Annotated in this window: 13 protein-coding genes; 10 read left to right on the top strand and 3 right to left on the bottom strand. The window is 60.2% G+C overall.

All coding sequences use genetic code 11. The annotated features are described in order from the left end of the window. Positions 1 to 873, bottom strand: a complete 873-nt coding sequence (gene mtnP / locus SE16_RS01425; protein WP_054492766.1) for an S-methyl-5'-thioadenosine phosphorylase — start codon at positions 871 to 873, stop codon at positions 1 to 3. 198 nt (positions 874 to 1,071) lie between these two features. Here mtnP and purB point away from each other — a divergent pair, with 198 nt between their 5' ends. Next, positions 1,072 to 2,490, top strand: coding sequence for an adenylosuccinate lyase (gene purB, locus SE16_RS01430; RefSeq protein WP_054492767.1), 1,419 nt, complete (start codon positions 1,072 to 1,074; stop codon positions 2,488 to 2,490). Between the two features lie 131 nt (positions 2,491 to 2,621). Then, positions 2,622 to 4,967: an amino acid permease gene (locus SE16_RS01435; RefSeq protein ID WP_054492768.1), complete on the top strand. Its 2,346-nt coding sequence runs from the start codon at positions 2,622 to 2,624 to the stop codon at positions 4,965 to 4,967. Between the two features lie 71 nt (positions 4,968 to 5,038). Here the strand turns inward: SE16_RS01435 and SE16_RS01440 are convergent, their stop codons facing one another. Further along, a complete protein-coding gene (locus tag SE16_RS01440; RefSeq protein WP_054492769.1) occupies positions 5,039 to 8,758 on the bottom strand; it encodes an adenosylcobalamin-dependent ribonucleoside-diphosphate reductase in 3,720 nt (1,239 codons plus the stop codon). A 131-nt stretch (positions 8,759 to 8,889) separates the two neighbouring features. Beyond that, entirely contained in the window at positions 8,890 to 9,381 is a 492-nt protein-coding gene (gene nrdR, locus SE16_RS01445; protein WP_054492770.1) for a transcriptional regulator NrdR, read from the bottom strand. 340 nt (positions 9,382 to 9,721) lie between these two features. Here nrdR and SE16_RS16300 point away from each other — a divergent pair, with 340 nt between their 5' ends. The 8 genes from SE16_RS16300 to SE16_RS01485 all read left to right on the top strand — a co-directional run bounded on the left by SE16_RS16300 (position 9,722) and on the right by SE16_RS01485 (position 21,179). After that, positions 9,722 to 10,435 (top strand): hypothetical protein, encoded by a 714-nt coding sequence (locus SE16_RS16300; protein WP_054492771.1) that lies wholly within the window; start codon positions 9,722 to 9,724, stop codon positions 10,433 to 10,435. A 77-nt stretch (positions 10,436 to 10,512) separates the two neighbouring features. Beyond that, entirely contained in the window at positions 10,513 to 13,296 is a 2,784-nt protein-coding gene (locus SE16_RS01455; RefSeq protein ID WP_060687114.1) for a glycosyltransferase family 39 protein, read from the top strand. A 119-nt stretch (positions 13,297 to 13,415) separates the two neighbouring features. Continuing rightward, entirely contained in the window at positions 13,416 to 14,198 is a 783-nt protein-coding gene (locus SE16_RS01460) for an electron transfer flavoprotein subunit beta/FixA family protein (protein ID WP_054492773.1), read from the top strand. A 54-nt stretch (positions 14,199 to 14,252) separates the two neighbouring features. After that, positions 14,253 to 15,248 carry an electron transfer flavoprotein subunit alpha/FixB family protein gene (locus SE16_RS01465; RefSeq protein WP_054492774.1) on the top strand — a complete coding sequence of 332 codons (996 nt, stop codon included), beginning with the start codon at positions 14,253 to 14,255 and terminating at the stop codon, positions 15,246 to 15,248. Positions 15,249 to 15,465: 217 nt separating this feature from the next. Next, the gene (ligD, locus tag SE16_RS01470; protein WP_054492775.1) at positions 15,466 to 16,413 is read left to right on the top strand and encodes a non-homologous end-joining DNA ligase; all 948 of its coding nucleotides are present in this window, start codon (positions 15,466 to 15,468) and stop codon (positions 16,411 to 16,413) included. Beyond that, the gene (locus SE16_RS01475; RefSeq protein WP_054492776.1) at positions 16,410 to 19,052 is read left to right on the top strand and encodes a LuxR C-terminal-related transcriptional regulator; all 2,643 of its coding nucleotides are present in this window, start codon (positions 16,410 to 16,412) and stop codon (positions 19,050 to 19,052) included. The genes ligD and SE16_RS01475 overlap by 4 nt, the downstream gene beginning before the upstream one ends. 20 nt (positions 19,053 to 19,072) lie before the next feature. Further along, positions 19,073 to 19,594, top strand: a complete 522-nt coding sequence (locus tag SE16_RS01480) for a MogA/MoaB family molybdenum cofactor biosynthesis protein (protein ID WP_054492777.1) — start codon at positions 19,073 to 19,075, stop codon at positions 19,592 to 19,594. A 223-nt stretch (positions 19,595 to 19,817) separates the two neighbouring features. Beyond that, positions 19,818 to 21,179 (top strand): ammonium transporter, encoded by a 1,362-nt coding sequence (locus tag SE16_RS01485; RefSeq protein WP_054492778.1) that lies wholly within the window; start codon positions 19,818 to 19,820, stop codon positions 21,177 to 21,179. Positions 21,180 to 21,182: the final 3 nt, after the last annotated feature.

Raw genomic sequence — 21,182 nt, forward strand, 5'->3', positions numbered from 1 at the left:
TTACTGCTTCCAGTATTTGTCGAGCAGAAGCGACAAGCGGCGGCGCGTTTCAATGGGTACCATCTCTGGCGCCGTCATCAACGCATCGCGCAGCGCGTCCCACGCCGGGCTGGTGAGGTCGGGCTGGCTGCTCAGCAGGCGCACGGCGTTGCGCACCGCTTCTTGCGCGTGTTTGACGTTTTGCTTCAGCGTGCGAATGACCATCTCGACGGTGACCGGTTCTTCGCTTTCGTGCCAGACGTCGTAATCGGTGACGTGCGCCATGACCGCGTAGGCGATCTCGGCTTCGCGCGCCAGTTGCGCTTCAGGGACGGCTGTCATCCCGATGATGTCCATGCCCCACGCGCGGAAGACGTGCGATTCGGTGCGTGTGCTGAAACGCGGTCCTTCGATCACGATGAAATTGCCGCCTTTGTGCACGGTTGCGCCGGTCTCTTTCACCGCCTTGTAGAGCACGTCGCTCAACACCGGGCAGAAGGGGTCTGCCATGCTGATGTGGGCGACAATCCCATCGCCAAAGAAGGTGAGCGGGCGGCCACGTGTGCGGTCGAACAAGCCATCGGGAATAACGATGTGCCCCGGCGCATAGTCGGCGCGGAGACTGCCGCACGCGCTGACGGCAATCAGCCATTTCACACCCAGCATCTTCATGGCGTAGATGTTGGCGCGGGTGGGAAGTTCGCCGGGCAGAATGCGGTGCCCGCGCCCATGCCGCGGCAGGAAAGCGACACGCTGGCCTTCGAGCGTGCCGATGACAATGCTATCACTCGGCTTGCCGAAGGGGGTATCAAGGTCAACTTCAACAATGTCGGTGAGACCTTCCATCTGATACAAGCCACTCCCGCCAATGACACCGATTGTGACTTCTTCCATGGGGGTGCCTCCTTGGATTGTTGGACTGTTTCTGGTGGTTTGGCAGGCGCGATTGTAGCGGATGTGGAAGTTTGCGACAAAGTGTTTTGGAGAAGCGTCGGCGTATGTGGTCGTTGAGCGCAGATTGTTCGAGATTGCCTTCCCCCCAAAGGCGTTGATAATACCAACGTCAACCAACCAGACAGAAAGAGGGAGAAGATGGAAACCTTTTCGCACCGTACCTTCATCAGCCCCTTCACGTGGCGATATGGTTCGCCCGAAATGCGCGCCATTTGGTCCGAAGTGGAAAAGCGCCGCTTGTGGCGTCGCATTTGGGTGGCGCTGGCGGAAGCCCAGGCAGCCGCGGGCTTGGTCACTGCCGAGCAGGTGGCCGACTTGCGCGCCCACATGGATGAAATTGACATTGAGCGGGCGCACGAAATTGAAGCCGAAATCCACCACGACCTGATGGCGGAAGTGCGCACGTTTGCCGAACAGTGCCCCGTGGGGGGCGGCATCATTCACCTGGGCGCAACCAGCATGGACATTGAAGACAACGCCGACGCGCTCCGTATCCGCCGCGCCCTGGATGTGCTGATCGAGCGGGTGCGCGGCTTGCTTGCCACCCTCGCCGACCTCATCGAGCGTGAAGCCGACCATGTGTGCATGGGCTTCACCCACCTGCAACCCGCCGAACCGACCACCGTCGGCTATCGGCTGGCAAACTACGCCCAAGACCTGCTGGCGGATTACGAATTTTTGCAACAGGTGCGGGCGTCTATTCGCGGCAAGGGCTTCAAGGGCGCGGTCGGCACGGCGGCTTCCTACGCGGAGCTGCTGGCGGGCACAGGCATGACACCGCGCGAAATGGAACGCCGCGTCATGGAAGCGCTGGGGCTGGAGCCTTTCCTCATTGCCCACCAGACCTACCCCCGCCGTCAGGATTGGCTGGTGCTGAACGCGCTTGCCGGCGTGGCGATGACGCTCTACCGCTTGGCGTTTGATGTGCGTCTGCTGCAATCGCCCCCCTTTGGCGAATGGCGCGAACCCTTCGGTAAAAAGCAAGTTGGTTCATCCGCCATGCCCTTCAAGCGCAACCCCATCAACGCCGAAAACATTGACAGCCTGACGCGCTTTGTCGCCGCTTTGCCGCGTGTCGCGTGGGACAACGCCGCCCATTCCCTGCTCGAACGCACGCTCGACGACTCCGGCAACCGCCGCGCGGTCTTGCCCGAAGCCTTCCTGGCGACCGAGGAAGCGGTTTTGCGCGCGCAGCGCATTCTCGCACGCCTGACGATTGACGAGCACGCTGTGCAACGCACGCTGAGCATCTACGGCACCTTTGCCGCCAGCGAGCGCGTGCTCATGGAAGCGGTGCGCGCCGGGGGCGACCGCCAGCATCTGCACGAAGTCATCCGCGAGCACAGCATGGCGGCGTGGGCGGCGGTACAGCGTGGCGAACCCAATCCCTTGCCCGACTTGCTCGCCAACGACCCCCGTTTGACAGCGCTTTTGCCCGCTGAGACAATTCGCACATTGCTGGACGCCACCACACACATCGGCGACGCCCCCAACCGTGCGCGCGAACTCGCGGCGCAGATTCGGCGTCTGCTTGAAAAGGCGAATGCATCGGCGTGAGAGCACCTGGCAAGACCTGGCGGCGCACACAACCCCCCGTCAGGTCTTTTCGTATACGCGCTTCGGCTTTTTTTGAAAATGGAGCAGAATAGCGCTCCGTATGAGGATTGAATGTGTACATGGAGGCTCACATGTCCCGCGAAAACAACCATGCTGTTGAAGTCTCCCTCAGCCGCGACCTCGGTTTGCTCGACATTACCATGATTGGCGTGGGAGCGATGATTGGCGCCGGCATCTTCGTGCTGACAGGCATTGCCGCCGGGCATGCCGGGCCGGGGTTGATGCTCGCGTTTTTCTTGAACGGCATCATCGCCACGATTATCGGCTCCGCCTACGCCGAATTGGGGAGTTGCTTCCCGGAAGCAGGCGGCGGCTATCTCTGGGTGAAGCAGGGCATGAGCGACATGTTTGGCTTCTTGTCGGGGTGGATGTCCTGGTTTGCGCACGCTGTCGCTTGCTCGCTCTACGCCCTTGGTTTTGGTTCGTTCGCTGCCGAACTCTACAAAATCTGGTTTGGGACGCCGCCTGTTGAACAGCATCTCTTTGCAGTTGGCGCGGGTGTTGCGATTGCCGCGCTCTTCACCTTTATCAACTTTCGCGGCGCTTCTGAAACGGGGTTGGTGGGCAACATTGTCACCAGCATCAAAATCTTCATTCTGCTGTTGCTGGTGGGGTTTGGCTTGGTGAAGATTTTTGGCAACCCCACCTCGTTCGAGCACTACACGCCCTTCTTGCCCGAAGGCTGGTTAGGCGTCTTTGTGGCGATGGGGCTCACTTTCATCGCCTTTGAGGGCTACGAAATCATTGCGCAAAGTGGCGAAGAAGTGAAAGACCCCGCCCGCAACATTCCACGCGCCATTTTTCTGAGTATCGTCATCGCGGTGACCATTTACCTTTTGGTGGCTTTTGTGGTGCTCGGCGCGATTGAACCGCCGCCGGGCGTACCGATTTACAAGTATCTGGGGCAGTTGGGCGAATTGGGGATGGCGGAAGCCGCCGGGCAAATCATGCCCTATGGGAAAGTCATCTTGTTGTTGGCGGGGCTTGCCAGCACCATGAGCGCCCTCAACGCCACCATTTACAGCAGTAGCCGCGTCAGTTTTGCCATGGGGCGCGATGGCAACCTGCCCGACATTTTCGGGCGCATTCACCCCATCACGCATACGCCGCACTGGGCGGTCTTCATCAGCGGCGCCCTCATCATCTTGATGGCGATTGCCCTGCCCATCGAAGACGTTGCCGCCAGCGCCGACATCATGTTCTTGCTGCTCTTCATGATGGTGTGCTACTCGCTCATCACCTTGCGCGAACGCCGCCCCGACCTCGACCGTCAGTTTATGGTGCCCTTCTTCCCCTATCTGCCTTGGCTGGGCATCATTCTCTGCCTTCTGCTCTCGCTGACCCTCTTCGAGTTGAGTCCTATCGCTTGGTACACCGCCCTGGGCTGGATTCTCGCGGGTGTGGTGATTTACTTCTCGTATGGTGTGCGCCAGCGGGAACGCCGCGCCGCCGAGGAACGCCCCATTTTGCTGGAAGAAGTTGTGGCGGTGAAAGAGTATAGCGTGATGGTGCCCGTGAGCGACTTGGGGCAAGCCGACCGCCTGGGTGAGTTGGGGGCGATTTTGGCAAAGGTGCACGATGGCGAACTCTTTGCGCTGCATGTGGTGCGCGTGCCACGGGCGTTGACCATGAGCGAGGGGCGCGTGTTGCTGAAAGAGCGCCGCCACGTGCTTGACCTGGCGATTGCCAAAGGCAAGCAGTACGATGTGCCCGTGCGCACCATGATTCGCCTGGGGCGTCGCATCGGCGAGACGATTTTGCAGACGGCGCGCGAACGCAAAGCCAACCTCATGTTGCTGGGGTGGCCGGGCTACACCCGCTCGCGCGATGTGGCGTTTGGCTCCGTCATTGACCTCATCAGCAAAGACCCCCCGTGCGATTTGGCGGTGGTGCGCTTCCGTGGTGCGTGGCAACCACCCAAGCGCATTGTCGTGCCTTTGCGTGGCGCCGGTTTGAATGCCCGCCTGGCGCTCTCTATCGCCCGCGATTTGCAAACCTTCTACGCCGACCCGGCGCATGGCGGCTATGAGGTAGAAGTTCAACCGTTGCACTTGCGCTTGCCTTCAACTGATGCACGCGAAACAGAGCAGTTCTACCAGATGGTGAACCGCGTGGCGGATGAATTGGGGGTGCGTATCTCCGCCATTGAGTACGAGGCGGACAACGTGGTGGACGGCATTGTCGAAGCAAGTCATGACGCCGACTTGATTATCATGGGGGCGTCGGAACAGGGGTTGTTTGAACAGCGGCTTTTCGGCAACATTCCCGAACAGGTGATGCGCCGCTCGCCGCGTACCGTGGTCATGTGCAAGGCGTACCGCGGGCAGGTGGCGAGCCTGTTGCGGCGGTTGTTCACCCCGGAACCGATTGACCTGACCGACCCAGAGTTGCACGGGTTGAAGAAAGAAAACGCCTGAACCGCCGGGAAAACCGCCAAAAAAAGAGCGGCGCACATGTTCGGTGCGCCGCTCTTTGCTCTCAGGCAGGTTTAGCACTCGCTATAGCCGCACGAGTAGCACTTGCGGCACCCTTCTTCGTTGACAAGGCTGGCGTGCCCACAATCGGGGCAGATGTCCGCGTTCAACACCCCACGGAAGAGATCGGGTTGCTCGGCGCTGGGCGGCGGCGTGGGCGCATGTGAGCCATTGCCGTTGCCCGTTTCATGCACGGGAGCGCCATGCTTTTGCAGGTCTTCTTTCAGGACGCGCGCCAGCGCATCGGGCAGGCTGAGCACGCGGTTCGCGCCAAAGCCCATGGGGCGACCACCGCCAATGCCGCTCAACTGGTCAATCACTTCTTCCAGCCGCTTCTCAGGCGACATGGGCGAGGGCAGGCGCAAAATCAGGCTGATGAGCCGCCCAATCGCTTCACTCACCGCCGCAATATCCGAACCGGCTTTGCCCACGTTCGCGAACACTTCAAAGGGTTGCCCCTCTTCGTCGCGGTTCACCGTCACGTAGGCTTTGCCCAGTGGTGTATGGATGAAGTAGGTTGTGCCTGTCAGCGAGCGTGGACGCGCCTTGCGCTGTGCCGTCTGCTGCTCGGCGGCTTGATAAACGGGCACGCTTTGCTTGAGAGCGTCGCTCGCCTTTTCGCCCTTCTTTTCGAGCAGGGTTTTCTTGGTTTCCAGCACCACCTTCTCGCGCGAGCCTGTGACGTAGACGGTGATCCCTTTGCATCCCAGTTCCCACGCCAGGAAATAGGCTTTGGCGACATCTTCCACCGTGGCGGTTTCGGGGAAGTTGATGGTCTTGGAGATGCTGTTGTCCACAAAACGTTGCAGTGCGGCTTGCATGCGCACGTGCTCTTCGGGCGTGATGTCCGACGCCACGACAAAGACATGGCGCAACGCTTCGGGGACGCCTTCCACGTTTTGGCAACTCCCCGTCAGCGCCACCGCTTCTTTGATGCGCGTGCGGGTTTCTTCGTCCACGCCTTCATGCGTCAGGGCTTGCTCGAACAACGGGCTGAAGTAGTAGAGGTCGAGCGTCTTGTCGCCGTCGCTCACGTGGCGGACGTACGAAAGCGCGAAGACGGGTTCACAGCCGTAGCCTTCCACACCGCTGACCGTGCTGAGCGTGCCTGTTGGCGCAATCGTTGTTTGGGCGGCGTTGCGAATCCCATGCCGCTTGATGCCCTCCACAACGCGCTCCCACTCGACGGCGGGGCGTCCCCAATCGTGGGTGTAGGGTTCCAGCGGCGTGGGCGGCTGCCATTTGAGGTTGTTCGGGTCGTAGATGGAACCTTCGATAGCGGGGAAGGGACCACGCTCTTGCGCCAGTTCGATGCTGGTGAGCATGGCATGGTAGCGCACCCATTCCATGATTTGCGCTGCCAGTTCTTGCCCTTCGGGCGAACCGTAGCGCACACGCAGCGCGTAGAGCACATCCGCCAGCCCCATAATGCCCAGCCCGATACGGCGGGCGCGTTCCGCGGCTTCACGCAGTTCGGGCACGGCCGGCACGTACTTGTTGGCGGTGACCACATCGTCAAGGAAACGGGTGGCTTTGCGGACGGTCTGCGCTAGTTTCTCCCAGTCGAGGCGGGCGCGGCCGTTTTCCCACGCCAGGTGGCGCGCCAGATTGACCGAGCCGAGGCAGCAGTTTTCGTAGGGACCAAGCCATTGTTCGCCGCATGGGTTTGTTGCTTCTAACTCATACAAATGCGGCACCGGGTTATCGCGGTTGGCGGCGTCAATGAAGAGCACGCCGGGCTCGCCGTTGTGGTGCGCGTATTTCACAATCTCGTCGAACAACTCACGGGCGCGCACGCGCTCCCACACACTGCCATCTTGTGGACTGACCAACTCGAATTCAGCGTCGTTCTTGACGGCTTCCATGAAGGCGTCGGTGATGGCGACGGAGATGTTGAAGTTTTCCAGTTCGCCTTCCTGCGCTTTACACGAGATAAATTCGCGGATGTCGGGGTGGTCAACACGCAGAACCCCCATATTCGCGCCACGCCGCGAGCCACCCTGGGCGATTTCACCGAACGCTTTATCGTACACCCGCAAGAACCCCACAGGGCCTGTCGCGATGCCTGCGCTGGAATGCACAGGCGCTCCTTTGGGGCGCAAGCGGCTAAACGAGAACCCATTGCCGCCCCCCGTTTGCTGGATGAGCGCCGCGTTGCGCAACGTGTCGAAAATACCGCCTTCGATTTTGCCCATGTCGTCTTCGATAGGAAGGACGAAACAGTTGTGGGCGGCGATACCTTCGGTGATGTAGGAATGATCTTCGGCGACTTCACAGTTATAGACTGTGCCGCTGAATGGAACAATTTCAATGCGTTCGATTTCAAAGAAGGGACGCCCATCAATCTCCGTGACATATGTTCGCACAAAACGTTCATCTGGCTCTGGTAGTTCGATACCAAAGATACGATGAATCAAATCACGTGATTGGAGTGGCGGCATGCTGACTTGGGCGGTTTCACTCGCATTGGGCGTGACGTAAGTGGTATCAGTCGGGCGGATAGCCGCGTGGTAGCCGAGACGAAGAACCATTTGCCAAATTTGATGTACCAGCCCGGGATTGGCGAGCGTGATACGGAAAGATCGGAAAGTCTTTGGGCTTTTCCGTCCCTTGACAGTGTAGATGCGTTCAAAAAACAAGCCATCTCCACGGAACAAACCGACGAGAAACTCTTCTTGCACCTCACGCGAAGCAAAGAGGAGCCAGGCTGGAAGCCGCTTGTGCGCCGAACCACGCCCGAAATGAGCCTGGAACCAGGTCGCAATGGTGCGGCTGTACAGGTCAATATTCGTCCAGCGCCCTTGCTGTGAATCGTTGACGGTAGGCGAGATGCCGAACGTGGACTCAATGAGGTTCACGATGTCGCGCTGATACTCGCGTTCTTCGGTGCTCAATGTAAATCGTACGTAACGCCCTTCAGTATCAATCGTTCCTTCAGCGACATAGTACCCACAGAGACGTGCAAATTCTGGTGTGAGTGTGATAAAACGCCGGCACCATTGCGATTGACGCCCCGAATGTTGGTACGTTGCAGGGCGTCGTGCACGCACTTGGGTTTTAGTGGCTTCGCTTTCAATTTCTTCAGGAAACGGCAATTCAGCGAGGTCGAACGTTGGCGCTGGGATTTCGCCCTGCGGGAAGCCGACTGCTACCTTATCCCCCACACGCAAATCCTCGACGCGTGTCCAACCGGTTGGCGTCAGAAGCGGGTGTTCAGGTGTTACCTCTAACGTCGTTCCAATCAGTTTGACCTTGATGCGATACAGCGGGCCATTGTATGAACGTTGCATTGTTTGTGTGACTGGACGGAAACGCCCTTGATGGGTCAAAACCAAATCGCCCACTTGCAAATCGGCAATGCGTTTGAGCCCATCAATGGTTGCCACGCGCATATCGGCTGTGAAACATGCCGCAAGCTGCCCCAAAGGCGTTCCCGCGCCCGTAAACGTGGGGCTATTGGGCAAGAACTCCAGGCGCGTCAGCATATCAAAAAACGTTTCGGCCCATTTTTGGCGGTCGCCTCCCAGCACATCTTCCGCCGCCGCCACATGCCAGGCGACGCGCCAGAACATTTCATGAATGGTTTCAATCGGCTTGCCGTCCAGCCCTTTGCGCAAATAGCGTTTTTCCAGCACTTTGCGCGCGTTTTCGGTGAGCGGAATCTCGCGTTGCAACAAATGTTCTGGGACAGGCGGTGTTTCCAGCGTTTCGGTTGGCGTGTGCGATTGCACCATGTGAAAAAACCTCCTCCAATTCATCCTGTGGATTGGCTGACAACAGACAACAAAAACCCCACCACGCACGTTTTGGCGCGTGGTTGTGCGATTGTGGTCCTCGTTGTGGGGTGGGAACGCGAAAGGATGGTTTACAGGTTCAGCGCCAATTGGCGTTGCCGTTCGGCTTCCAACGCCTTTTGTGCTTTCCGTCGCTGAATTTCTTCGGCGAGGCTGTCGAGGTCGGCAAAGCGGCGGTAGACGCTGGCGAAGCGCACGTAGGCAACGTCATCCAATTCAGCCAGTCGCTCCATCACCTTTTCGCCTATCAACTTGCTGGGGATTTCCGATTGCCCCAGGCTGTACAACTCGGCTTCGATTTCATTGACGATGCGGTCAATCGCTTCAATGGAGATGGGGCGTTTGGCGCAGGCTTTCTTGATGCCCATGAAGATTTTGTCCTGGTCGAACTCCTCACGGCGCCCGTCTGCCTTGATGACCATGAGGTTGGCGCGTGCAATGCGCTCGTATGTCGTAAAACGCTGCCCGCACGCCAGGCATTCGCGCCGTCGGCGAATCCCTTCACCGACCGAGCGCGTATCAATGACGCGGTGTTGGTCTTCTGCGCAAAAGGGGCATTTCATCTTTGCAAAACCCTCCTCAATGAGCCCACTTGTTTTAGAAGGATAACCTCAATAGCTTGAAAATTGCAAAAACTATATGTTGTGGTTTTCGTTGAGGTTGAATACTACATGTAGTGGTGTAAGCGAGCGCCATTCTAGCATAAAACTGAACGGTGGGCAAGCCCTTCACGCCCGATTTGGCTTAAAATTCTTGTTCTGCATGATGACAATTTTTTCATTGAGCGTTTCAGCCTCTCGCGTAAGCGTGTGCACATGGGCAAAATACCTTGCGTGATGCCCCATCCCGATTATACTGACCGCCGTTTCAAAGCAATGTGGAAGAACTGAGGAGGCTTTTTCAATGAAACGCAAGCAAACCGTGAGCCTGATAGCGCTCATGTTGTTGCTGGTTCTGGTTGCTGTGGCGTGCGGTTCTGGCAGCAATGGCGAACTCGCCCAGGCGCAATTTACCGCCACACCCACCAAGACGCCAAAGCCAACTTTCACGCCAACCCCTGAGGCGACCGCAACGCCGACGGCGACGTTTACGCCCTCGCCCACGCCGACGCCCGAAGCAACGGCGACCCCGACGCCGACTGATACGCCTGAACCGACGGCGACCCCATTGCCGACCAACACGCCGCGGCCACTCCCCACGGCGACCCCCGCGCCGCCGACGCCAACACCGACACCAACGTTCCCCTTCCCCTACAAGGGCACGTTGACGCAGTGGGAACCGAACTGTGGGGGCAACCAGGTCAAAGGCTATGTCTACACGTCGGGCGGTTCACCCGTCAACGGGTTGGTCGTCAAGGTGAACCTGTATGGCACCATCATTGATGCGCCGACCGGTCCGCAGTATAGCTACCTGGGCGAAGGTGGTTGGGACTGGGGGCGCTGGCAGCAAGGCTTGCTTGAAGACCCCATTTCGGTGGCGCTCTACTCGCCCAATGGCGAGAAGATTTCCAACGACGTGGTGGTGGACTTCGATACCGGTCCGTGTGAGCCGGGCGGCAGTGGCCACCAGGTCGCGACGGTGATTTTCCAGTGCGTCAAGCCGGAGATTTGCGGCTAGTCACGTTGCATTGAAAATGAGCCCGGTGTTTCTGCGGGAAGCACCGGGCTTTTGCTTGAATGAAGGTGAGGCAGCGCATGGCACGCCGAGCACAGAGACGCCCAACGCGATACCGTCTCACGAACCGCCAGCGGACACTCCTGACACTGGGGTGGCTTCTGGTGCTTGCCGCCGCTTTGCGTGTCCATGCGCTCAATCTCCAACCGCTTTGGTGGGATGAGGGCTACTCGATCTTTTTCGCCACCGAGCCGATTGGGCGGCTGGTTGAGTTGACCTCGCTGGATATTCACCCGCCGCTCTACTACGTCCTCTTGAAAATCTGGTTTGGGTTGGTGGGCGTGGGCGCACTTCAAGCCCGCTTGCTCAGTGTGGTGCTGGGCGTGCTGGCGGTGCCGCTGATGTGGCGTGTCGCGCGGCGCCTTTTTGGCTGGGATGATGCGGTGCTGGCAACGGCGCTTCTGGCAACCGCCCCCTTTCACATTTACTACTCCCAAGAAGTGCGCATGTACGCCCTCTTTTTGCTGCTCACCATCCTCGCCGTCTCTGCGCTGGTTGAATGGAGTGAAACGCGCCGCCCTGTTTGGGGGGCGGTGCTCGCCGGCGCGCTGACCGCCTTACTCTACACCCAGTACTACGCCGCGTTCATCGTCGCCGCGATTGTGCTGATGTGGGCGTGGTGGCGTCGGCATGCCGCACACGCGCCCTCACTGCGCCATTTGAGCATGGCGCTGGGGGCGAGCCTGCTCGCTTATGCGCCCTGGGTGCTCTATGCCGCGCCGCGTCTCTATACCTACGTGCGCGGCAAAGTCGCCATCGAAGCCGATGAGCCGCTGACGCCCCTCATGTTCCTCTGGCGGCATGTGCGCACGTTTGCATTGGGACATCTCATGCCGCAGCAGGAATGGCTTGCACCGGCGGCCGCTGTGGTGCTGGGCTTTGCCATCGTCGGAGGCGTGTATGGCTGGCGTACCTATCGCCGCCAGACCGGGCTTCTGCTCATCTGGTTTGGTTTGCCGTTCGTGGGGGTTTTCATCGTCAACCTGCTGGCTCCATTCACAGACCCACGCATTGAGCGCCAGTTGATTCCCGTTTTGCCCGCCTATCTCATGCTGGTGGTGCTGGGAATTCAAGCCATGTGGCGCTTTGCCACGCGCCCCGGTGTTGAACCACGCCGCGCCATTACCGGCGCCACCGGCATGCTCATGATTCCGACCCTGGCCATGGCGGTTAGCCTTGCGGGCTTCTACACCATTCCGCGTTACGCGGATGAAGACTACCGCCCGCTTCTGGCCTACATCGCCGCACATCAGACCGATGGCGACGCCTACCTCTGGACGTACCCCTGGCAAGAAGGCTACTTGCGCGCCTATGTGCCCGACCGCCGCTTGAAGAGTATCGAAATTCCGCTGGTGTGGTCGGATGATGAAGCCGCACGACGGGAAGGCGTGCAACGCCTCTATGCGGAACATCCGCGCATTTGGTTTCCCGCTTATCAGGTCAAGGGGCGCATTTTGGAAGAGCGCCTCGCCAAAAGCCTGCACACCGCGGGCGTCTATGTGTGGGATGAATGGTATGGCAACACACGTCTCTGGCTGATGGCGCGTGCGCCTCAATCCACCCCGCAGACGCTCAACCTTGCCTTTGCCGATGGCGTGCGGTTGACCACGTTGGCGACATCGTCTCCCCAGGTGGCTTCCGGTGTGGGGGTCTTTTCCATGCTTTTGGGGCTGGACGTGGAAGCTACCCAACCGCGTGCCGTCATCAAAGCAGTGGATGAGCGCGGCAAGGTCTGGGGCGAGATGGACGTTCCCACCGAGTCGCCGCTGACGCGCGTCGGATTGCTGATTGACCCCGGCACACCGCCCGGCTCCTACCACATCGAACTGCGCTTCTACCGTGCCGAAGATGGGCGCACGCTCGACGTACTCGACCCGCAGGGCGCACCAATCGCCCCCGCCTGGCGTCTCGCCGACATTGAGGTTGTGCGCCCCCCGCACGCCCTTCCCGCCGAAGCCGTGCCCGCCACCCAGTGGTATCGGGCGCCGTTGGGCGAGGCGGTGGAACTGATTGGCGCCACGGTCTTTACCGGCACCGTGCGCACGGGCGATACCTTGCCGCTCACGCTCTTCTGGCGTGCCCAGCGCAATCTCGAACGCGACTACTGGGTGTTTGTGCAAGCCTTTGCCCCCAACGGCGAACTGCGCGCCGCCCGCGACGTGCCGCCGGTGGATGGCGCTTTCCCCACCACACGCTGGCGCGCCGGCGACCTGGTGCGCGACCCGCATACCTTGCGCATTCCCGCCACGGGCCCCGCCGGCGAGTGGGTTTTGCAGGCGGGATTGTATGACCGCGAAACCGGCGCACGCCTCACGACGCCCGACGGCCAAGACCACATCATCCTGGGGCGCTTTACGGTTGAAGAACGCCCGCACACCTTCACGCCGCCCGCCGTGGCGGAGCAGATGGACGTGCTTTTTGCCGATATGGTCGTGCTCTACGGTGTCAACATTGCCTGGCCCCGCCCCGACGCCGTTCTGCACCCCGGCGACACGGTGCCCATCACGCTGGTGTGGCAGCCGCGCCGCACACCTGAACCATCGTTGCGCACCTTTGTCCAACTGTTGGACGAGCAAAGCCGACTTTTTGCCGTGAGCGACCATCTGCCGCTTGTGCCTTCTTCGGCGTGGGTGGCGGACGAATACATCACCGATGACCATCAACTGAGCATACCGCCGCATGTGCCCCCCGGTACGTATCGCCTTGTCGTCGGCGTGTACGACGCCGAAACCGGGCAACGTTTGCGCCTTCCTGATGGCAGCGATATGCTGGTGATTGCCCACGTGCGTCTCGAAACCCCGTGATACAACAATTCCCCAACCAAACGATTGTTTGGTTGAATTTGACGCCCTTTGCAAGGCTTGATACAATAGCCGCGCCGTCAAACAACAAGTGATAGAGCAACCCCCGATGGAGGCTGGCAATGAGAATCATCATTCCGATGAAGCGCGTGCCCGATACAGCGGACCCCGTGACGGTGCGCGATGGGCGCGTGGACCTCGCAGCCGTGCAAACATGGGCAATTGGTCCCAACGAAGAGTACGCCATTGAAGAAGCCTTGCGTCTGGTCGAAAAACTGGGCGAAGGCACCGTGACGCTGCTCAACATTGGCCCCGAAGAAGCCCAGGAAACAATTCGCAAGGGGCTTGCCATGGGCGCCCACGACGCCTACCAGTGCCAGGATGAAGCCTTTGAAAACCTGGACGCACTGGGGCGGGCGCGCGTGCTGGCCGCCGCAATCGAAAAAATTGGCGAGTATGACATCATTTGGGGCGGTATGCAATCGTCCGACACGAACGACGCCCAAACCACCATCATGCTCGCCGAACTGCTTGATTTGCCGCATGTCTCGGCGGTGATGACCGTCGAAGAAGTGGGCGACGGCTACATTATCGTGCGTGCCGAAGCCGAAGGCGGCGTGAAGAAGGTGAAAGTGCCCACGCCCTGCGTCCTCGCCGAAGCGCAGGGACCCAACGAACCCCGCTACCCCAGCCTGCGCGGCATTATGGGTGCGAAGAAGAAACCGCTCACCGTCTGGAACGCCGACGACCTTGGCGTGGACACTGACGAACTGCAACCACTCGTTGAAGTGGTAACACTCGAACCGCCGCCGGCGCGTACCGCTGGTCGCATTCTCGAAGGCGAACCCGAAGAAGTGGTGCGCGAACTGGTGCGCCTGCTGCACGAAGAAGCCAAAGTCATCTAATCGCGACGATAACCGCCCAGTGTGGCGTTTGAAACAAGCAGAAGGAGTTTTCCCATGGCAGAAACAGTGCTGGTTGTGGCCGAACTGGCGGACGGGAAGCCGAAGAAGATTACCTACGAAATGCTGACAGCCGCTCGCGAAGTGGCTGATGAACTCGATTACGAAGTGGCGGTGCTCGCCATTGGCAACGAACTGGACGCCGACGGCCTGGCTGAAACCTTTGGGGCGCGCGGCGCTGACGTGTTGTTCGTTGCCGATGACGAAGGGCTGGCTGAGTACGCCGTCGAACCGTATGCCGCGATTCTCGCGCAACTCATCGAAGATGAAGAGCCCGCCTTGGTCTTGTTTGGCTTCACCCCCACCGGGCGCGACCTTGCGCCTCGCGTGGCGGCGCGTGTGAAAGCCGGCCTGGCGACCGACATCACCGGCTTGCGCGTGGAAGACGACGACATCCTCTTCATCCGCCCCATGTACTCCGGGCAGGCGATTGCCACCGTCAAGATTGCTAGCGACGTGAAGATGGCAACCGTGCGTCCCAACACCTGGCCTGTCGCCCAGCCCGGTGATGGTGACGCCGCCGATGTTGAAGAACTCGACGTGGACGACTTGCCCGAACCACGCACCGAAGTGCTCGAAGTGGAAGTCTCGAAGAGCGAACGCCCTGAACTCACCGAAGCCTCAATCGTGGTGTCTGGTGGGCGTGGCGTCGGCGGTCCTGAAAACTTCAAGATTATCGAAGAACTGGCCGACCTGCTCGGCGCAGCTGTCGGGACAACCCGCGCTGTGGTGGACGCCGGCTGGCGCCCCTACGAAGAACAGGTGGGGCAGACCGGGAAGACGGTCTCGCCGCAACTCTACTTCGCTATCGGCATCAGCGGCGCGATTCAGCACATCTCCGGTATGCGCACCAGCAAGTACATCGTGGCCATCAACAAAGACCCCGAAGCGCCCATCTTCAAAATCGCCGATTACGGCATTGTGGGCGACCTGCACAAGATCGTGCCGTTGCTCATTGAGGAAATCAAGAAACTCAAAGAAGCCGAAGCGTAAATCGGCGTGAGCGCACCCAACAAACCCCCGTGTACCCACACGGGGTTTGTTTATGGGGCGGAGTGTTCAGGCACTTGCGGCATACACGAGGGCGACGCCCCCTCCAAAGAGCGCGTGCCCTCTTTCCTTCCCCCATCATACCCGAAAAACCGGCTTTTGATGCCTCTTGTTTTGTGCTATCGTGTAGCGTGCAATGCAACCATGCAGGAGCAAGCGCATGACCACGCGCAGTGTGGAAGTTGACGGGCGCACAATCGAAGTGCCGCGTTGGGACAAGGTGCTCTTTCCCGATGATGGGCTGACCAAGGGCGATCTGGTCTGCTATTACCAGCGTATCGCCCCGACCATGTTGCCGCATGTGCGTGGTCGCCTCGTCTCTCTACAACGCTTCCCCAATGGCATTGCCGAAGCGGGCTTTTTCCAGAAAGAAGCCCCCGACTACTTTCCCGACTGGATGCCCCGCTGGTCTGTCTATGTGCATGAAGATGAGCGCCACCAGCCCCAAGTCTATCTCGATACCGCCGCGACGCTTGTGTACCTGGCGGCGCAAGCCACCATCACCCCCCATGTGTGGCTGAGCCGTGTGCCGCACATCACGCGCCCCGACCGTCTCATTTTCGACCTCGACCCACCCGAAGGCGCGTCGTTTGAGGTGGTGCGCCGCGCCGCGCTCGACTTGCGCGCTACATTGCAGCAACTCGACGTCCCCGCGTTTGCCATGACAACCGGCTCGCGCGGTTTGCATGTCGTGGTGCCGCTCCAAGCCGACGCCGTGTTTGAAGAAACACGCGCACTGGCGCGCGCCATTGCTGAACACCTGGCGCGGCAATTCCCTGAACGCTACACCACCGCCCTGCGGCGTGAAGAACGCCGGGGGCGGCTCTTCCTCGATTACCTGCGCAACGCCTACGGGCAAACCACCGTCGCCCCGTACGCCGTTCGGGCGCGTCCTGGTGCACCGGTTGCCACACCGCTTGACTGGCGCGACGTGCAACGTCCCGACATGCACGCCCAACGGTTCACCGTGCGCACCATTTTTCGCCGCCTGGCGCAAAAACCCGACCCCTGGCGGGAGATAGACCGCCGGGCGGTTTCAGTGCGTTCCTTGCACAACGCCCTTCAGCGCCACGGTATCAATCCTAGCCCAGAGGATGAGAGACGATGACCGAGCGAGAACCGACCACCCTGTTATTGGCAACCAAATGGCGCATTCCCCCCACGCGGGAAACACTGGTTGTGCGCACGCGCCTGCTCGATGCACTCGACGCCGCTGTGCAGAATGCCATCACGCTGGTTTCGGCGCCCGCTGGGTATGGCAAAACCACCTTGCTCGCCCATTGGGCGCGTGAACGCCGCCAACCCGTCGCCTGGTTCACCATTGACGAAACCGACAACGAGCCGGTGCGGTTTTGGGCGTATGTAGTGCAAGCGTTGCGCACCCATTGGCCTGCTGTGGCACAGGTGGCGCATTGGCTGGAAGCCCCCCAACCGTTCGACGAGCACGCCTTCGTGATGAATGTGCTCAATGTCCTGCTCGACCTCGGCGAACCCGTCATCCTGGTGCTTGACGATTACCACCTTATCCACCATGCGGGTATTCATCGCGCGCTCACCTTCTGGCTGGAACACCAGCCGCCCAACGTGCATGTCGTGTTCGCCACGCGCAGCGACCCCCCATTGCCGTTGGCGCGCTGGCGCGTGCGCAACCGTATCAGCGAATTGCGCGCCGCCGATTTGCGCTTCACCATCGAAGAAGCCGGCGCGTTTCTCAACGAAATCATGGGGTTGCACCTGGCGGATGACGTGGTGGCGACGCTGGAAGCCCGCACCGATGGCTGGGCGGCAGCGTTGCACCTGGCGGCGCTTTCGTTGCAAGAAACAGGCGACGTCCAGCGCCTGCTCAATTCGTTTGAAGGCGACCATCATTACATTGTTGACTATCTCGCGCAGGAAGTGTTGGTGCAACAACCGGAAACGGTGCGCACCTTCTTGCTCTTCACCGCCCCACTCGACACGTTCAACGCTGATTTGTGCAACGCCGTGCTTCAGCGTGAGGATAGCCGCGCACTGCTGGATGAACTCGAACAGCGCAACCTGTTCATCGAACCGCTCGACGCCCGCCGCGAGTGGTATCGCTACCACCCACTGATGCAAACCTTCTTGCGCGCCATGCTGAAACGCGAACACCCTGAGGGTGTGCGCCTGGTACACCGCCGCGCTGCGCACCGGTATGCCGCGCGCGACATGGTGCGCGAAGCGGTTCACCATGCGCTTGCCGCCGAAGAATGGCCCCTGGCGGTTTCACTCTTACAGCACGCCGGGCCGGTCATGTTGCTCAAAGGGGAATGGCACACCGTGCGCACCTGGCTGGAACGCTTGCCCGACGCCTGGCGGCGGCGCGAACCGCACATGGCGATGCTCTTTGCGTGGACCATGCTCGACCCCACACACCGCCACCTGCTTGATGAACAGATTGCCCTTGCCGAACAGGTGCTTTCACAAGCCGAAGGGCTTCCCCCTGATGAACGCCGCTTGCTCGAAGGGCAACTGGAAGCCCTGCACGCATACGCCGCCCTGACCGACGGCAAGCCTGACCTGGCGGTGGAGCATGCCGAAGCCGCGCTGGATTTGTTGCCGCATGATGAAACCTTATTGCGGGGGCTGCTTTCGCTCATGCTGACCTACGCCTACCGCCTGCAAGGTGAAAACGACGCCGCCAATGAAGCCCTGGCGCGAATTGAAAGGCTCTCACAGCGCGCCGAAGGGACGCCCATTCGCCTCATGCGGGCGGCGTTGCACCTGATGCAGGGACATTTGCGCCTTGCCGCCGAGCAGTTTCGCTTTCTGCTCAACCAGGAAGAAAGCCCTTTCTATCGGAGCGTGGCGGCGTTTGGTTTGGTGCAATTGCTCTACCAGTGGAACCGTCTCGACGAAGCCGAGGCGCTCATCCAGCAGACATTGGCGATGGTGGGCGACGAGATGCCCGTGCTTGTCATGGGCTTGCACGCCATGAGCGCCTTCATCTGGCAGGCGCGCGGGCGAGCGGAAGAAGCGTCGCAGCAGATGGAGATTGTGCGTCAACATGTGGCGCGGTTGCCCCTGCTCTCCGCCCAGCGTGATTTGCAGGCGCTGGATGCGCTTCTGGCGTTGCGCCAGGGGCGTTTGGAAGAGGCGCGCGCCTGGGCGGCACGCCAGCCCAACGGGCGACAGAGTGAGCATTTGCCCGCCATGCACGAACTCACCATGCTGGTGCTCGTGCGCGTCTATCTTGCCGACCGTCAGCCGGACAAAGCGTTGGAGATGTTGGAACGCGCCATGCCGTTTTCGCCTGGGCTGGCGGGGCGGCACCGTATTGAACTGCGTCTGTTGCGTGCGATGGCGCTCTACCAGAAAGGCACTTTGACGGCGGCGCTGGATGTGCTGGAAGAAGCCTTGCGCCTGGCTGCTCCCGAAGCATACGTGCGCCTCTTTTTGGATGAAGGCGAACTGATGCGGCAAATGTTGCTGGCGTTTCGCCGCCACAAACCCGACAGCGATGCTTGGGCGTTTGCGGCGGACCTGCTGGACATGATGCAGGGCGAACACATGCCGGCGTCTGCAATGGTGTTGGAAGAACCATTGACCGAGCGCGAAATCGAAGTGGTGCGCTTGCTCGCCGCCGGTTTGACAGCCCCCCAGATTGCTGAGCAACTGACCGTTGCCCCAAGCACTGTACGCACGCATATCAAGAGCATTTACCGCAAACTCAACGTGCATAACAAAGTCGAAGCCGTGGAAGCGGCACGCCAACTTGGGTTGACATAAAACCAAGAGGGGGACATGCAATGAGCACAGGCACAATTCGCGTTGGGATTTTGACCGTGAGCGACCGCACAGCACGCGGCGAATACGAAGACCGCAGTGGTCCCGTGATTGCTGAACTCATCGAGACCGAATTGGCGGGGGCGGTGGTTGCCGAGCGTGCCGTGGTTCCTGATGACGTGGAGGCGATTCAGCGGGTTTTGCGCCATTGGGCGGACGATGTGCGCCTCGACCTTATCCTCACCACGGGGGGCACAGGCTTCGCCCCGCGCGACCGCACCCCCGAAGCCACCCGCCCACTGCTTGATCGTGAAGCGCCGGGGCTGGTGGTGGCGATGCTCGTTGCCAGTTTGCAGGTGACGCCCCATGCCATGCTGAGCCGCCCGGCGGCGGGCATGCGTGGGCAAACGCTCATCATCAACTTGCCGGGAAGCCCCAAAGCCGTGCGTGAAAATCTGCAAACAATTTTGCCTGCCTTGCCGCATGGGCTGGAATTGTTGCGTGAAGCGCCGGGCGCGTCCGAACGTCACGACCATCGGCGGTAGCCGCTCTTCTCCGTTTGGGTACCCCTCTGACGAATGTTTGCGCACCTTGCACAACTGAACAGCGATCTGTTTTGCCGCTCTTGCCCGTAGCAAATCCTTTTGTGCAACAGTACCATAGAAGCACGATGGAAGCCGGCAGAGCGCTCAATGCCGAGTGCACCCCCAGCAGGGGCGTGCACTTTTTGCTTTCACCCTGTCAACCTGAACGGAGGAGGGTTTGTTTATGCGGAAACGTCTCATCACGATCGGACTGGTACTCACGGTGCTCTTGGCGGTCTGGAGCACGCCGGCCTTTGCCCAAGGCGGCGATCCCGACGGTGCGGCGACGCTCGCAGCCGACCCCTGGGCGCCGGTCAACTTTGTGTGGGTGTTGCTGGCGACGGTGTTGGTCTTCTTCATGCAGGCGGGTTTTGCCCTGGTGGAAGCCGGACTGACACGCGCCAAAAACACCGTCAACATTCTGACCAAAAACCTGTTGGATTTCTGTATTGCGGCACTGGCGTTCTTTGCCTTCGGCTTTGCGCTCATGTTTGGCGGTTCGGGTGCGCCGGGGTTGGAATCCGGCAACGCCTTCATTGGCACGTCGGGGTTCTTCCTGCTGAACGCCGCCTATGACGTGAACACGATTTTGCTCTGGCTCTTCCAGATGGTGTTTGCGGCGACTGCGGCAACTATTATTTCCGGCGCGATGGCCGAACGCACGAAGGTTGAAACCTATCTGGCGTACTCGTTCCTCGTGAGCGCGCTCATTTATCCCGTCTATGGTCACTGGGTCTGGGGCGGCGGTTGGCTGGGTGAATTGGGTGCGGTGGACTTTGCGGGGTCTGGTGTGGTGCATGCGGTGGGCGGTGTGTTGGCGCTCATCGGCGCTTGGAAACTGGGACCGCGCAAAGGGCGCTTTGACGCTGAAGGCCGCCCGCAGACGATACCCGCGCATAACGTTGTGTATGTGGTGCTAGGGGTCTTCATCCTCTTCTTCGGCTGGTTCGGTTTCAATGCCGGCAGCACATTGGCAGCGACTGAATTGCGTATCTCGATTATCGCCGCGAATACGGCATTGGCTGGTGTGGCGGGTGGCGTGCTGGTCATGTATGTGGGCTTGATGCGCACCGGACGCATTGATGTACTGGCGACATGCAACGGCATTCTGGCCGGGTTGGTGGCTGTCACAGCGCCGTGCGCCTTCATTGCTCCGTGGGCGGCGATTGTCATCGGGGCTATTGGTGGAGCGATTATGCTCTGGGCGACTTCGTTCACTGAGCGCACGCTCAAAATTGACGACCCTGTGGGCGCATTTGCAGTACACGGCGCAACGGGCATTTGGGGTGTCTTGTCGGTCGCGATTTTTGCGGATGGCACATATGGCGATGTGGCGGGTCTGGTGGCAGGCAGCACCAGCCTCATCGTTCCGCAAGTGGTGAGTGTGGTGGCCTTGCTCGCCTGGACGGGGAGCGTCGGGTTCGTGCTCTTCACCCTGCTGGACAAGACCATGGGCTTGCGTGTCCCCGACGAAGACGAAGAAAAAGGCCTGGATGTGAGTGAGCACGGCTATCCGGCTTACGTCTCTGAACCGCAAAGTGCGTAAACA

It is taken from the genome of Ardenticatena maritima (genome assembly GCF_001306175.1).
GTDB classification, from domain to species: Bacteria; Chloroflexota; Anaerolineae; order Ardenticatenales; family Ardenticatenaceae; genus Ardenticatena; species Ardenticatena maritima.

Coding starts and splice junctions, on each gene's coding strand:
- mtnP (WP_054492766.1), bottom strand. CDS start 873: ATGGAAGAAGTCACAATCGGTGTCATTGGCGGGAGTGGCTTGTATCAG.
- purB (WP_054492767.1), top strand. CDS start 1,072: ATGGAAACCTTTTCGCACCGTACCTTCATCAGCCCCTTCACGTGGCGA.
- SE16_RS01435 (WP_054492768.1), top strand. CDS start 2,622: ATGTCCCGCGAAAACAACCATGCTGTTGAAGTCTCCCTCAGCCGCGAC.
- SE16_RS01440 (WP_054492769.1), bottom strand. CDS start 8,758: ATGGTGCAATCGCACACGCCAACCGAAACGCTGGAAACACCGCCTGTC.
- nrdR (WP_054492770.1), bottom strand. CDS start 9,381: ATGAAATGCCCCTTTTGCGCAGAAGACCAACACCGCGTCATTGATACG.
- SE16_RS16300 (WP_054492771.1), top strand. CDS start 9,722: ATGAAACGCAAGCAAACCGTGAGCCTGATAGCGCTCATGTTGTTGCTG.
- SE16_RS01455 (WP_060687114.1), top strand. CDS start 10,513: ATGGCACGCCGAGCACAGAGACGCCCAACGCGATACCGTCTCACGAAC.
- SE16_RS01460 (WP_054492773.1), top strand. CDS start 13,416: ATGAGAATCATCATTCCGATGAAGCGCGTGCCCGATACAGCGGACCCC.
- SE16_RS01465 (WP_054492774.1), top strand. CDS start 14,253: ATGGCAGAAACAGTGCTGGTTGTGGCCGAACTGGCGGACGGGAAGCCG.
- ligD (WP_054492775.1), top strand. CDS start 15,466: ATGACCACGCGCAGTGTGGAAGTTGACGGGCGCACAATCGAAGTGCCG.
- SE16_RS01475 (WP_054492776.1), top strand. CDS start 16,410: ATGACCGAGCGAGAACCGACCACCCTGTTATTGGCAACCAAATGGCGC.
- SE16_RS01480 (WP_054492777.1), top strand. CDS start 19,073: ATGAGCACAGGCACAATTCGCGTTGGGATTTTGACCGTGAGCGACCGC.
- SE16_RS01485 (WP_054492778.1), top strand. CDS start 19,818: ATGCGGAAACGTCTCATCACGATCGGACTGGTACTCACGGTGCTCTTG.